A 14173-nucleotide genomic window follows, 5' to 3' on the forward strand; every position below is an offset into this window, starting at 1 on the left:
TGGCGTAAGCCTGCCGGAGGCACAAAAATTTTTCGCCCTCCACCAAATTTTCGCTGTCTAGATCGTGAATTGTGGCAATTGTTCAAAACTCAAGGGTGGATTGAAGGAAGAGGTGAAAGCCATTTTCCTGAAATGTGGCGTTGCGGTAACGTTGACTACTCCCTTGATCCTGAAATGTTAAGGGTAGACCCCAATAGAGGCCCAGATCAAAACCTTGGGGGATTGTCCACAATAGCCCCAGGCCCACGGATGCCAAGGTTGCCCCCGTTTGACCCGTTGCGCTTGAGGCTGGCCACACCCGCCCCCAGTCGAAAAAGGGGGCAATGCGGACAATGCCGCCAGGGTGGTTAAATTTGCCGATCAGGGGATGCTGATATTCCACCGAAAAAAACGCCCCTTGATCCTGACTGAGCAAATCCTGACGATAGCCCCGGACAGCACCAAGGCCGCCGAGGGTGATTTGTTCCGCTCCCAAAAGGGGGCGATCGCTCCATTGCAGCCGACCATTCACCAACAATTGCCCCTGATGGGGGAAACGGTGGAGCCAAACCCCTTGGCCCTGCCAATGGAAAAAGCGCGAATCGGGGCCGGTGGGGTTGATCGTGGCGTTAAAGGCATTGAGGCCAAGGCTGAAGTGCGATCGCAATTGTAAATAATCGCGATCGCCCCGCTGCGTCCATTCCTGGCCAAAACTGAGGCGAGACACCGCTAAACGCCCTTGGGCATCGGCTCCGGGGGAAAGGGGAAAATCAAACCCTAAAATCGAGGTTTGGCTTTGGCGGTGGTTGAGGCTGAGACTTAGGGCCAGTTCCCGCTGGGTAGCGGGGGTGAGGTTGGGGGAAGTCGTGACTCTCCCTAAGGGAATCGGTTGCTGCCAAGTGAGATCCCAGGAGCGAGATTCCCCCCGTAGATCGAGGGCATCAAAGGGCGGTTCAATCACTTTGCTTTTCCCCTCACCGAGGCTGAATGTGAGGCGGCCATTTTGGGGATTGAGGGGGAGGCTATAGCTGCCATCAAAGTTGGTGCTGCCGTCGGTTTGGCTAAACAAGAAGGTGAGGCGATCGCCCCACCCCAATAAATTCCCCTCCGTCAGTTGAATTTGGCGGCGGTAAGTACCGATGCTCGTCGGGCGGGCATTATCGAGGCCAAACCTGGCAGTAAAACTAGGGGCTTCCCGGATCGTTAGATGGAGATCATGTTGTTCCGGGCGGGCTGTGGGAACCAGTTCCGCCTGAATTTCACCAATCAGGGGATCAAGCTGTAACTGCCGCAGGGCATCCAAAAGGTGACTGAGGCGCAGGGGACGGGCCGCCCCGATCAGGCGATCGCACAAATAGCGTTTCCCCAACCGCCCCCCCTGAGGGGAATAAAGATGGATCGTTCCCAGCCCCCCCTCGATAACCAAGATCACCAACCCCGCCCGCTCATCCACCACCTGAGGGGGAATCGTCGCGTAGCTATTGATATAGCCCGCTTCATTGTAATGGGTGGTAATTTTTTGAGCGAGGGGCAAAAGATCCAAAAAACTGTATTCCTCCGCGCCAACAAGATCCGCCCCAAGAACAGCCTGAAGTTCCTGGTTACTAAAAACGCGATTGCCCACAAACTGCAACGGTGGCAGGGTTTGCCGATGTTCCGAGCCAGTCATCACGGTTTGATCAGTGGGGATGGGGCCTAACAAAGTTTGGGGATTCGTGGCTGTATTCACCACACATTGCGCCCTGGGAGAATCCAACGGTTCAGAAGGTTTCTCTAAAGCAGGAGGCGCGGGTAAAGGGATAGTGTTAGGAGGAATAGGCGAGGGGGGTTCTGGCGTTTGGGGGGGGAGGGGCTGACTGGCAACTGGTAGCGGCAGGCTGAACAGTAGCCAAGCTAAATTCGAGGCGAGGTAATATCTCGATTGATCCATGAGCAATAAAGGCTTTTTATGATTTTATAAAAGTTGCCGAGAAAACCCTATCTTTTGCCATAACTGTACCCCGTGCCATGGCATAGGCCGACTCTGCCCCCCCCGAGATGGAGGAGGCAGAGCCTCCGGGATGGCATTACTCGCCAGAGCTAAGTAACGAGGTAGGGGCGAAAATTGTTTCGCCTCTACAATTGTTGATAAAACAGCAATTGCTTTTCAGCGAGAGCGCGGTTCGTGTAGTGGGTGAGGGCGCGGTGATAGCCTTGTTGCCCTAGGGTTTTGGCGGTATCGGGAGCAGTGATCAGGGTGCGGAGGCGATCGCCCAATTCCCTGCTATTTCCTTCCGGGAAAATCAACCTCGCCTCATCAATCACATGGGGAATTTCCCCCGAATCGGAGCCAATCACCGGCACAGCGCAGGCCATCGCCTCAATCAGCACATGGCCGAATTGCTCTTTCCAGCCCACCGCCGTTAAGGTTTTTACCTGTTGTGTTGTTTCCGAAGGCAACACCAGGCAATTCATCGCGTTGATATAGTCCGGCACTTGATCATGGGGGACAGATTCCACCCAGCGGAGGCGTTCAGACATCCCCAATTCCGCCGCCCTGGTTTGGATTGTGGCTTGCAATTCCCCCCGCCCCAACAACAGCAAAATCCAATCCTGATCCCGCAACCCCGCCAAGGCATCCAAGAGCGTTAAAATCCCCTTTTCCGCCACAAACCGCCCCACAAACCCGACGACAAATTGCTCAGGGTTGATCTGGAGTTGCGATCGCAACTCCGGCTGAGGCTGGGGTTTAAACAGCGTTTCATCTACCCCCAATTGGGGCATCACAAGGGCAGATTTTTGATAACCATGGTCGCGCAAAATATCCACCCCATCCTGATTGCCCGCAATTAAACCATCGGTATGGGCAAGGTTATATCGTTCGAGCCAATTAATCGGAAATTTATTTTCATAGGGTAAATTCCACCAGGTAAACAGGCAATGTTTTGCCCTGAGTCTGAGTAATCTGCTCAACGTAATCAGTTGGGCATAGGCAAGGGATTTTGCCCCCTGCTCCACTTGAATAATATCCGGTTGAAATTGCCGCAAAATGTTCACAATTGGCCAACCAAACATTAGCATCGCTTGGTTGTTGTTGCTAACATTTGCCACCGGCAACCGCTGAAAGTTGCCATCTTGCCAAGGGGGGGCGTTAATGGTGCGATTTTGCACACCCCCCGGTTGCCAAGTTTGCGGAACCACCACCATCACTTGATTCTGGGGATCGAGTTGCGCCAGTTGCCGCAATTTTTCGCAATTGAGATCAACGATGTAGGAGTGGCTGGCGATGAGGATGCGCATTGGGGAAGTGGGGAGTGGGAAGTGGGAAGTAGGGGCGAAAAATTTTTCGCCCTTACGGCCCTCAATTTTAGAGCGGGATTGTAGGCTAAAAGCGATGGGAGGGGAGGAGTGGCCTTGATTCAAAACTTAAGAGACGATCGCCCCCTCCTGACTCGTGAGTTCATGATCCAGTTGGGTATAAATCTGGCCAGGGTTGAACAATTCTTTCAACCGTGTTTTCAACGCATCGAGGAAACCGATCCCATAAAAAATGCCCCGCACAAACACTTTGAGCGGGGAACCGCTTTTATAACAGGGGGGATGGCCCAGCACATGACAATCAAACAACTTGACATAGAGCCGCCGTTGTTCATCAAAGGTGAGGTTTTTTTGCGCCATTAAAAAGTGATTGTGATAAAACGTCACTTGGTATTGGAGCGATCGCGTCGTGATATCGTGGCAACCGCCGGTTTCTTCTCCCAAATGCACCAGAGAAGCCTCGGGATCGTACCAAATTTGATAGCCGGTTTTGCGAATCCGCAGGCAAAAATCCGATTCTTCCCGCACCGCCGATCCCCGGAACCGCTCATCAAACCAAATATTATATTTCGTGAAAATTTCCCGACGATAGGACATATTACAACCCCTAGCCGAAATCACCCGCTGGGGTTTGACGGTATGGACTAAATCCAAGTGATACCAAGCAATGCCGGGATCGCTCGCCTCTGGGGGTAAATCCTCAATTTCTAACCCTGGTTTGGCATCGGCTAATTTCATGCGATCAAACACCCGCCCCGCCACTGCCCCCACCGCCAGCCGTTGATAGTTACGGGCATGGGCCGCTAAATAGTCAGGGGGAATTTGTACATCGTCATCAATGAACAGGAGAATATCGCCCTTCGCCCGTCGTACCCCATAGTTCCGCGCCCCCGGTAAATTGGCCCACCGCACGCAAAACCAGCGAATGTTCCCCAAATTTGCCTGCTGACGCAAATAGGCTTCTACTCGGGGCGTATGCTGTTGGGTTTGATCCACGACGATCACTTCAAAGTCGGGGTAATCCTGCTTGAGGACATCGGCGATCGAATTTTTTAAAGGGCCTTCACGGCCATAGGTGGGAATAATCACCGAGATCGAAGGTAACGCCACAGCATTGCTCCTTAAAATTTGAAAGCTCTCAACACTTGGGGTGGTTTGAGGGCGAGCCGCGATCGCGTACCGATTGCCCTCCCCACTGTTCCCCAAAAAAACCCACAGGAGGATAGGCTTCAAGCTGATCCGCCCTGATTCCTGATACCGACGGGAAAAATTTTGCTAAGGTTTGCTTAGGGTCGCCTTCGCTTGCCCTTCTTACTCGCTAACTCCTCCGCTTCTGCGGCTTTGAGTTGCTCCTGCTCTTGGGCATCAATATTGGGGAGGGCAAAGAGAACCCCGATAAAGAGCCAGTAATACACCGCCACCGGATCGGTATCGAGGGGATACCAGTAGGGGAAAAAACTAATGATCAGGATAAACACCCAAAAACTAGAGGCGAAGTTACGGACGCTGGGGGTTTTGAGCGATCGCATCACCTTAAAGGCCACCCAACTAATGTTGCTGGTGAGGGCAATAAAGGCGAGCATCCCCGGATAGCCCATTTCGTAGAGGAGTTTCGGGTGAAAGGTTTCCGTCAAAGCCGTAGCCCCAAAAACACGGGTGGAATTAGTGGCTTTGCCCAAACCCCGGCCCAAAAACCCCCGTTGCTCTTTCATCGCCCATTCAAATTGCCCAAGAATAAACTCTTCAGGGGGGGCAGCTTCCGCCCGGCTTTGAAAACTCTCAATGCGCTCCTGGATAATCTCCGGATGTTGCGCCATCACCACCATTAACACCACCCCTAACCCCACCCCAATGGGTAGAAAGCGCTTTAAGTTCGCCACCTGACCCGTCAGGATCAAGAGGGCGATCGTCACCACCGGCACAAGAGCCAAAGCAATCCGCTGGCCACAAATCACCGCATTAAAAAACACCAACGCCATCCCCACCAACCCCCCCAACCGCCACCACAGCGAAGTATCACAAAAAGCCGTCGTAAACGTAATCGCACTGTTGGAAATCAGAAACCAAGCCCAATGCCAAGGGGAGGCAAACGTTCCCGGCAGGCGGACAAAATTTTGAGAAGGGCTATAGCCGAGGGAACCCCCCACCAAACATTTTGCTTCCACACTGGCTTTAAACAGCGCATCCCCCACTTCATTGCGGGTTCCCTCACAGGCTCCACTGAGGAGCATCCGATATTGCACCAGGCCCAAGCCACAGCAGAGTAAGGCAAGGAGGAGGTGAATGCGGCACAACCAAAGCAGTTGCTTTTTATTGCGGACAAAATAGAAAGCACAAAAAACGAGGGGAATATAGCCCATCAAGACTTTTAACCCCAAAACCCCCTGGAGCAAGGGTTGACCATCTTTACAGAGGACTCCCTGGCCATCGTTGGGCAGATTGGCACACAAGGGGAGAACAAACTGCATCGACCCATTGACCACCAAGAGCGTCAGGGTGGCGCAGAGGGTGAGCAAACCGAGGGCGGGAATTAATTCTTTATTGACGAAAATTGGCTTCTTTTCCCGTTTGCATTCTTGAATCAGAGCAACACAAGCGGGGATAAAGAAAGCATCTTTTGCGAGGTTAAATAGGGCATTGCCCCCCACAAGCTGATAAATCACCGTACCGCTAAAGGGCATATACAGCAGGAACAGCCAGAGAGCCGAGCGGGGGAACATATAAGACCAGTACATGACCGGCACACCAGCCCCTAAGGCCAAACCGATTTTTTCATTGATCAGCATCAGGGGGAGACCGATGAGCAGTAAGAACCCGATGCAGGCTCCATTCACCTGGATGATCTTCTGGCGGGCTGCTTTGGCGGCGCGTTTTTGGGCGGCAATTTCTTTGGGGGTGAGGGTGGGAGCATGGGGTTGCGATGCTTTCCCTTTCCCCTTTTTTTTCGTTTTAACCATGGTGGGATGGTGGGGGCAATGGGTTAAAGTAGCGCGGATCCCACGCCGCTAAACAGCCTGTTTTCAGTATGCCACGGAAAATTTAATTGGTCAGGGGGAAAGGGGTTGACAGGCTCAAGATATCTTGCTATCTTTAATAATCGTGCGTTAAAAACACAACACCCCCATGGGTCGCTAGCTCAATGGTAGAGTACTCGGCTTTTAACCGATTTGTTCTGGGTTCGAGTCCCAGGCGACCCATTTTTAACGATTAGGCGATTCTTCTCGCCGTCTTGGCAAAAAGATTTGATCCTCTGGTAAACTAACTTAAGATTCCGTTCATAATTGCGTTCAGCGTGAGAAGCAAACGCGATTTTTACATAAAGAAAAACGATAGGAGGATCATTTATGGCGCTCGTACCCATGCGGCTACTGTTGGATCACGCCGCTGAAAACGGCTATGGTATTCCGGCATACAACGTCAACAACATGGAGCAAATTCTGTCGATCATGCAAGCGGCAGATGAAACCAACAGCCCCGTGATTCTGCAAGCGTCCCGTGGTGCCCGCAGCTACGCGGGGGAAAACTTCCTGCGTCACCTCGTCTTGGCAGCGGTGGAAACCTATCCTCATATCCCCGTGGTGATGCACCAAGACCACGGCAACAGCCCGGCAACTTGCTACTCTGCGATTCGCAATGGTTTCACCAGTGTGATGATGGATGGTTCCCTCGAAGCTGATGCGAAAACCCCCGCTAGCTTTGAATACAACGTCAGTGTGACTGCTGAAGTGGTGAAAGTGGCTCACTCTGTTGGGGCCAGTGTGGAAGGGGAACTGGGTTGTCTCGGTTCTTTGGAAACCGGAGCCGGTGAAGCGGAAGATGGTCACGGCTTTGAAGGGACTCTCAGCAAAGACCAATTGCTCACCGATCCCGATGAAGCGGTGGCCTTTGTGGAGCAAACCCAAGTGGATGCCTTAGCGGTTGCCATTGGTACCAGCCACGGTGCTTATAAGTTCACCCGCAAACCCACGGGCGAAGTGTTGGCCATCAGCCGCATTGAAGAAATCCACAGCCGTCTGCCCAACACTCATTTGGTGATGCACGGGTCTTCCTCCGTTCCCCAAGAGTGGTTAGACATGATCAACCAATACGGCGGTAAGATTCCTGAAACCTATGGTGTTCCCGTTGAGGAAATCCAAAAAGGGATCAAGAGCGGCGTGCGGAAGGTGAACATTGACACCGATAACCGTTTAGCTATCACGGCGGCGATCCGCGAAGCGGCGATGAAAGATCCGTCCAACTTTGACCCCCGCCACTTCATGAAGCCCTCGATCAAGTACATGAAACAAGTGTGCTCTGAGCGCTATCAACAGTTTGGTGCAGCGGGTAATGCCACCAAGATCAAGCAAATCACCCTGGATGATTTCGCCAAGAAGTATGCTTCGGGTGAATTGACTGCCACGGTGAAAAGCGCGGTGGGCGTGTAGGGTTTAAAGTCCGGTAAACCCCGAAGGGGAGCGGGTGATAGGTACGCTATCACCGATCGCTCCCCTCTTTATTGCCAACATTGCCAACATTGCCAACTCAAATTTTCAAATGAACGCCTTAAAGTAACGATGAGGGAGAAGGGAGCGTGACGACACGAGTGATTATTGTGCGCCATGGGCAGAGTACCTACAATGCTCAAAAACGCATTCAAGGGCGGTGTGATGATTCGGTCTTGACGGAAAAGGGCAAAGTGCAAGCGGCACGGGTGGCGGCGGCGTTGGGAGGGGTGGACATTGCTGCTCTCTACCATAGCCCCCTCCAACGGGCTGCCCAAACCGCTGAGATCATCGCTACACATCTCCACCTCGATTGTCCCCGCACGCCTTCTCCTCAACTCCTTGAAGTCGATCTACCGCTCTGGGAAGGTTTGAGCCGGGAAGCGGTTTTGGCCCAAGACCCGGAAGGCTATCGACAATGGCACGATCGCCCCGGTGAATTTTCGATGATGGTCAATGGGGAGGCTCATTATCCGGTGCGATCGCTCTACACCCAATCCCAAAGCTTTTGGCAAACCCTCCTCCAAAAACATCAAGGGGAAACAGTGCTGATCGTCGCCCACAATGGCATCAATCGCTGCCTAATCATGAGCGCCCTAGGCATGGATGCAGCCCGTTATCAATCCATTCAACAGTCCAACTGCTGCATTAATATCCTCAACTTCAGCGGTGGCTGGGGGGATCCCGTCCAAGCGGAATCCCTCAATCAACTCTCCCACATGGGTATTGTCCTCCCCGACCCCCGCCCCCCCCACAATCAACTCCGCATCCTCCTTGTGCGCCATGGGGAAACGGATTGGAATCGTGAGGGTCGTTTCCAAGGGATTCAAGATATTCCCCTCAATGACAACGGCCGCGCCCAAGGGGGTAAAGCCGCCGATTATTTAAAAACCGTACAGATTGACGCAGCGGTGAGCAGCCCGATGCTCCGCCCCAAGGAAACCGCCGAGATTATTCTTGAACACCATCCCGGCGTTGCATTAGCCTTAGAGCCGCAGTTTTGTGAAATTGGCCATGGTTTATGGGAAGGCAAGTTAGAAACGGAAATTGAGGCGGCCTATCCAGGTTTGCTGGCCCAATGGAAAACCGCCCCGGCAACCGTGCAAATGCCAGAGGGGGAAAATCTCCAACAGGTGTGGGATCGGGTGATGACCGCCTGGGATGCGATGGTGGAGCGCTACAGTAGCGGGGAGGCGAAAACGCTCCTCGTGGTGGCCCATGATGCCGTGAATAAATGTATTCTCTGTGCGTTGTTAGGGTTAGCACCTCAGGATATTTGGGCGATTAAGCAGGGCAATGGGGCGGTCACGGTGATTGATTATCCCCAAGGGGCGAGCAGTGAACCGATCATCCAAACCCTCAACCTCACCACCTATTTAGGCTCTGGGATTTTGGATACCACAGCGGCCGGGGCGTTGTAGGGGTGAGAGCTTGGCGGCAGGCTAGCCTTGATCTGGCCCTTTGGGTTTGGGCTTGGTTGGTGCTAACAACAGAAGGGTTAAGCCTGATCCATCAACTGAATAGGGGAGGTATTGCCGCAGCTTGGGGCCTCTTTCTGTTGGGATTGATCGGTTATGGTTGGCAAAATCGGGGGTTTCTCCTGCGATTTCCCCTCCCATTCCGGGGTTGGCGGCTAGAGGATCAGGTGTTGCTCGGTGGCGTGGCTCTGATTGCGCTCATGCTGGCGGTGATTGCCGGGGTTGCCCCTCCCAATACCTGGGATTCCATGAGCTACCACCTGCCCCGGATCATGCACTGGCTCCAGCAGGACAGTTTAGCCCACTACCCCACCGCTAATTTACGGCAACTCTATCAAGCTCCCGGCGCAGAATACGCCATGCTCCACCTCTATGCTTTGGGTGGGGGGGATTTTCTGCTCAATTTTGTTCAATGGGGCAGCATGGTAGGCAGTTTCATCGCCATTTCTTTAATTGCCCACCAGTTAGGAGCCGGTTTAAAAGGACAACTTTACAGCGTTGTCTTTGCCGCCACGCTGCCCATGGGCATCCTCCAAGCTACGAGCACCAAAAATGATTATCTTTGTGGTTTTTGGCTCCTGTGTGTGATTTATTTCACGCTGATTATTGGGCGACAACCTCGGCCCACCGCGAGAATTTTACTCAAGCTCAGTGCTAGCCTTGGTTTCCTATTCCTCACTAAAAGTACGGGTTATCTTTTTGCCCTGCCTTGGATTTTGGCATTATTGTGGAAACATCGGCGCAGTTTAGCGACTCCCCTGGGCTTATTTGCAGGCTTGCCTTTACTGATTCCTGGGGGCCACTATCTCCGCAATTGGCAACTGTTTGGTTCTCCCTTTGCGACAGGAGACCATCAATTAATCAATAGTCTATCCACACCCATCGCGGTTTTATCAAATTTCAGTAAGAATATTGCTTTGCATTTGCCCATTTCCTATAACACCGTACCCCTCGTTAATCAATTAATCACCGCATTACACCACATTTTAGGCATTTCTGCCGATGATCCCCGGCTCAACTGGCAAGGCTCTCCATTTACGACACATTTTTCTACCTCCGAGGCTGACGCTGGCAACCCCCTCCATTTGTATTTAATCCTCACAATTTTCAGCCTATTACTGTTTAAGATCAGTTGTGGTAAATCGCTCAATGATCGTCGGATTGCTTGGCAGATGATCCGCTATGGTTTGGGGATTGTGGGTAGCTTTGTGCTGTTTTCAGGATTGCTACAATGGCAGGTCTGGCATAGTCGTTTACATCTGCCCTTGTTTGTGGCGATCGCCCCCCTCATCGGCTCTGCCCTAGAAGCCTATGTTCAGCCACGTCTCTCTTTCTTTGTGGCGATGTTTTTGCTCATCTTTTCCAGCTTGTGGCTATTTTGGAGTGATACCAAACCCGTTTTTTCCAGCCAAAATATTTTTAACATCCCCCGCGAGGGGCAATATTTCATGATGTTACCCTATCGCCATGCTTATCAAGAAACGATGGATTATTTGGCGGGGCAGGGGTGCGATCGCCTGGGCTTAAAACTCGGAGAAGATGATTGGGAATATCCCTTTTGGGCCTTGAGTCGATCAAGATTTCCCACCCTGCCCCAATTTCACCATGTGTTGGTTGAAAATTCTTCCCAAGGGCTTGAGAATCAGGAGGAATTTCGCCCCTGTGGAATGATCCAAATTACCCTAGAACCTCAACCCAAACTCGCAACCCCTTGGGGTTCTTTTGTACACCATTGGCAACCCCCCAGCGATCAAGGCATCATGCCTAATTCCGGCATTCATCTCTATGAACCTGAGGATCATTTAAAGTAATTAATATGGAATCCGGTTGCGAAATTAATAGGCGGAGGGGCGAAAAATTTTTCGCCCCTACTTTTTCCCGGAGAGGTAGGGTAAACCGTAGGAATCATAAATGCTTTGCAGTAAATGAGCAGCAATAAAAATAATGCCTATACCTACGGTCAACAGTAATGAAAAAATTAATCGCTCATTGTTGTCTCCCAAAACTTTATGTAATAGACCATCCATGAACCAAAGTAAGGGGCGGTGGAACAGGTAAACACAATAGGAACTATAGGATATTGACATTACCCAGGGTGGTAGTTGAAATTTTTGACAAAAGCGTTCAGCGCAATAATAAAGGCTTAAAATAAACGTCACCATTAAAAAATTAATCAGTAGATACCCAGGTAAATACTCAATCACGATGGATTGTTGAGATTCAATGTGAAAAAGGATCAGTAATGTGCTTACAAATAGCGGAACGGTTAATCCGCCGAATTTAAGCCAAACTTTGGTTTGAAAGATATTGTACTCTGCGCTGTAAATACCTAAAAGAAATACCCAAATATACAAAATTAATCGAAAGTCGGCGACTGGGAAAAATTGATTAATGATAAAGATGCCGATTCCACTAGATAAAGCCAAGATAATTTGTTGAGTTTCTGTCCATTTTTTAGCCATTAAGAGGACGAAAAAACTGTAATAAGCAACCAGTAAGCCGATAAACCATAATGTGGGCAATGGTGATGGAATCGGTGCATTGATAATTCCTTGAAGTCCTAAAAGATAAATGCCAATATGAAGAGGGTTCCAAAAATCATGGATATAGAAAAAGAAAAGTAGTGCAAGATAATAGAGGGGAAAAATACGCATAAACCGTTTTTGTAAAAAAGTTTTTGCCGATTCAAGAGTATTAAATCTAGGTTTTTTAAGATTGAGTAAGTAGCCCGATAGAAAAATAAATAAACCCAATCCTAAATAACGATTAAGTTCATTGAGAGGGGAGAGATTGAGGGGAATTCCCAAAAAGTTAAGATTGTAGTAATTGAAAGTATATTCGGGTAAGTGATGTAAAAGGATAATAATAATCCCTAAAGCCCGCATAAAATCAAAAGTTAAAACGCGATTATTGATGCTCATCGGTTTGTGACTGATCATCTGAAAGATAATGAATAGGGGCGAAAAATTTTTCGCCCCTATGTTGATTCGTGATCGATTACTGAATTAATAAAGGGGGATTGGCTTTAGTAGACTGTACCCCATGGGTGGAGAAATTGCGATCGCCTGAGTAGGGTTGTAAATTTAAAGGGGAATTTTAAAGACCCAATCTTGATAATCAGAATCACGGTTTTCGGTGATGGCGATTAACTTGGCTTGCAGTTTTTGCGTAATTGGTTTTTCTACCGGAAGGTGGTAGTTTTCGATTTGTTTGATGGGGGCAATTTTGGCAGCGGTACCACTGAGAAACACTTCATCGGCGATGAATAGCTCCGATTTATCCACTTGGCGCTCAATCACTGTTAAACCCATATCCTGAGCCAAAGTGATCACGCTGGCGCGGGTGATGCCTTCGAGGATGTCTTGATCGTAGCTGGGGGTGATCAGTTGACCGTTACGGATCAGGAAAATATTCATTCCGGAGGCTTCGCAGACTTTGCCTTGGGAATTCATTAAAATGGCTTCATCAAAGCCAGATTCCACCGCCTCGGTTTTCGCTAACGAAGAGGTGATATAAGCGCCGCTGATTTTGCCCCGGAGGGGGAGGCTGCGGTCTTCCTGGCGATACCAAGAACTGATCCGGCAGGTCACGCCATCGGGGGAGAGGTAATCGCCCAGTTCTAAGCCGTAGACGAAAAAGTCTTTTTCGATGTTGTGGAGACGGGGGGCAATGCCGAGGTCGGAGGTGTAGACGAGGGGGCGGATATAAAAGGGGACGGTGGGATGATTTTTTTGAACAAATTCGGTGATCACCTGCTCAATTTTGGCGGCGGGGAGATCGAAGTGGAGAAATTTGGCGCTTTGGCTGAGGCGTTGGCAGTGGCGATCGAGGCGAAAGAGGAGAATTTGCCGGGGGTTGTTGGGATCCGGTAAGCCCCGCAGGCCGCCGAAGGCCCCGGTTCCGTAGTGGAGGGCATGGGTGGCAATGGAGATGTTTGCGTCTTTGAAGGGGACGAACTGGCCTTGCAGGTAAGCGGTGGGCAAAAAGTTGTGCATGATTCAAGCAAACGGCGGCGGATTGGTCACTCAGTATAGCCCAATCTTCTGTAGCCTGTATAGCGTTGCGATGGGCAGAGGCGGGTAAAATGGGGAGAGGGAATTCGCAATCCTGTACCATTGCTCAATCTGCCGCGATCGCCTCTCTCATCCCTCCTTTACCCTGGAATCCATGGTCTCTGACGCTTCTGACCCTAGTCCTGTCACTCTGGTGATTGCGGAGATTGTCGAGCGCGATCGCATTCCAGAATATGAAATTTGGAGCAAGGGCATTAATAGCGCCGCACGGAATGCACCGGGGTTTTTAGGGGTGGATATTATTCGCCCCCGCGATTCCCACTATCCGGAATATGTGGTGATTGTCAAATTTGCCAGCTATGACCACCTGCGGCAATGGATGCAGTCTGACACCTATCAGACTTGGGTGGAGCGATCGCGCCCCCTCATTATGGATCGCATCTACCAAGACCAGCCCCAAGGCTTAGAAATTTGGTTTAATCTCCATCGCCATCACCCCTACAACGGGCCTCAGCCCGCCTATTACAAAAAGGTGATTATCGGGGTGGTGGCGGTGTATCCCTTAATTTTGCTGGCGGGTCAGGTGATTGATCCCTTCTTTCGTTTTCTGCCTCCCCGCCTCGCACTGCTGATTTCCGTCACGTTTGTTTCTGCCCTAATGGCCTATCCCGTCATGCCCTGGTTGACGGCCTGGTGCGATCGCTGGCTCTACCCCCCCTCCCCCAAACCATGACCTCCCCTTCCCTCCCCCAAACCCAAACCGCTGCCCCCTTTCCCACCCTCCAACCGAATATTTTGATCCCCAGTATTACCGCCGGGTTGGTGACGGGGTTAATCGGCGTGATTCGGGCCATTTCCTACGGGGCCTTGATTTTTTCCGGGGCCTTGGGGGAATACCTCTCGGCGGGGGGGGGGATGGCGGGGT

At 51.1% G+C, this 14173-nt stretch carries 11 protein-coding genes and 1 tRNA gene; 6 read left to right on the forward strand and 6 right to left on the reverse strand.

The genetic code is table 11. The features are described from left to right. Positions 1-82: 82 nt before the first annotated feature. The 4 genes from VB712_RS15705 to hpsL all read right to left on the reverse strand — a co-directional run bounded on the left by VB712_RS15705 (position 83) and on the right by hpsL (position 6233). Entirely contained in the window at positions 83-1909 is a 1827-nt protein-coding gene (locus VB712_RS15705) for a ShlB/FhaC/HecB family hemolysin secretion/activation protein (RefSeq protein WP_323256395.1), read from the reverse strand. A gap of 185 nt (positions 1910-2094) precedes the next feature. Continuing rightward, positions 2095-3258, reverse strand: a complete 1164-nt coding sequence (gene hpsO / locus VB712_RS15710; RefSeq protein ID WP_323256397.1) for a hormogonium polysaccharide biosynthesis glycosyltransferase HpsO — start codon at positions 3256-3258, stop codon at positions 2095-2097. 126 nt (positions 3259-3384) lie between these two features. Then, the gene (gene hpsN / locus VB712_RS15715; RefSeq protein ID WP_323256399.1) at positions 3385-4386 is read right to left on the reverse strand and encodes a hormogonium polysaccharide biosynthesis glycosyltransferase HpsN; all 1002 of its coding nucleotides are present in this window, start codon (positions 4384-4386) and stop codon (positions 3385-3387) included. A 176-nt stretch (positions 4387-4562) separates the two neighbouring features. After that, on the reverse strand, positions 4563-6233 hold the full coding sequence (gene hpsL, locus VB712_RS15720) for a hormogonium polysaccharide biosynthesis protein HpsL (RefSeq protein ID WP_323256401.1): 1671 nt from the start codon (positions 6231-6233) through the stop codon (positions 4563-4565). A gap of 168 nt (positions 6234-6401) precedes the next feature. On the opposite strand from hpsL, the gene VB712_RS15725 reads away from it, so the two are divergent. The 4 genes from VB712_RS15725 (at position 6402) to VB712_RS15740 (ending at position 11046) form a co-directional block, all read left to right on the forward strand. After that, positions 6402-6473: transfer RNA gene (locus tag VB712_RS15725), tRNA-Lys, on the forward strand. Between the two features lie 147 nt (positions 6474-6620). Continuing rightward, entirely contained in the window at positions 6621-7700 is a 1080-nt protein-coding gene (fba, locus tag VB712_RS15730) for a class II fructose-bisphosphate aldolase (RefSeq protein ID WP_323256403.1), read from the forward strand. Positions 7701-7846: 146 nt separating this feature from the next. Further along, positions 7847-9178 carry a histidine phosphatase family protein gene (locus tag VB712_RS15735; protein WP_323256405.1) on the forward strand — a complete coding sequence of 444 codons (1332 nt, stop codon included), beginning with the start codon at positions 7847-7849 and terminating at the stop codon, positions 9176-9178. Between the two features lie 2 nt (positions 9179-9180). Further along, on the forward strand, positions 9181-11046 hold the full coding sequence (locus tag VB712_RS15740; protein WP_323256408.1) for a hypothetical protein: 1866 nt from the start codon (positions 9181-9183) through the stop codon (positions 11044-11046). A gap of 57 nt (positions 11047-11103) precedes the next feature. Here VB712_RS15740 and VB712_RS15745 read toward each other — a convergent pair whose 3' ends face one another. Then, complete coding sequence (locus VB712_RS15745) at positions 11104-12156, reverse strand: acyltransferase (RefSeq protein WP_323256410.1); 1053 nt, start codon at positions 12154-12156, stop codon at positions 11104-11106. Positions 12157-12318: 162 nt separating this feature from the next. Beyond that, positions 12319-13230, reverse strand: a complete 912-nt coding sequence (locus VB712_RS15750; RefSeq protein ID WP_323256412.1) for a branched-chain amino acid transaminase — start codon at positions 13228-13230, stop codon at positions 12319-12321. Positions 13231-13402: 172 nt separating this feature from the next. Here VB712_RS15750 and VB712_RS15755 point away from each other — a divergent pair, with 172 nt between their 5' ends. Both VB712_RS15755 and VB712_RS15760 read left to right on the forward strand, forming a co-directional pair. Beyond that, positions 13403-13981 carry an antibiotic biosynthesis monooxygenase gene (locus tag VB712_RS15755; RefSeq protein ID WP_323256415.1) on the forward strand — a complete coding sequence of 193 codons (579 nt, stop codon included), beginning with the start codon at positions 13403-13405 and terminating at the stop codon, positions 13979-13981. Next, a partial coding sequence (locus VB712_RS15760) for a hypothetical protein (protein ID WP_323256418.1) occupies positions 13978-14173 on the forward strand: 196 nt, incomplete at its 3' end. The genes VB712_RS15755 and VB712_RS15760, both read left to right, overlap by 4 nt.

The organism is Spirulina sp. CCNP1310 (genome assembly GCF_034932185.1).
In the GTDB taxonomy this organism is placed as follows: Bacteria; Cyanobacteriota; Cyanobacteriia; order Cyanobacteriales; family Spirulinaceae; genus Spirulina.

What these genes read in the sequence shown, in the direction of transcription:
- fba (WP_323256403.1), top strand. Translation starts at nt 6,621, where the DNA reads ATGGCGCTCGTACCCATGCGGCTACTGTTGGATCACGCCGCTGAAAAC.
- VB712_RS15755 (WP_323256415.1), top strand. Translation starts at nt 13,403, where the DNA reads ATGGTCTCTGACGCTTCTGACCCTAGTCCTGTCACTCTGGTGATTGCG.
- hpsL (WP_323256401.1), bottom strand. Translation starts at nt 6,233, where the DNA reads ATGGTTAAAACGAAAAAAAAGGGGAAAGGGAAAGCATCGCAACCCCAT.
- VB712_RS15750 (WP_323256412.1), bottom strand. Translation starts at nt 13,230, where the DNA reads ATGCACAACTTTTTGCCCACCGCTTACCTGCAAGGCCAGTTCGTCCCC.
- VB712_RS15705 (WP_323256395.1), bottom strand. Translation starts at nt 1,909, where the DNA reads ATGGATCAATCGAGATATTACCTCGCCTCGAATTTAGCTTGGCTACTG.
- VB712_RS15745 (WP_323256410.1), bottom strand. Translation starts at nt 12,156, where the DNA reads ATGAGCATCAATAATCGCGTTTTAACTTTTGATTTTATGCGGGCTTTA.
- hpsO (WP_323256397.1), bottom strand. Translation starts at nt 3,258, where the DNA reads ATGCGCATCCTCATCGCCAGCCACTCCTACATCGTTGATCTCAATTGC.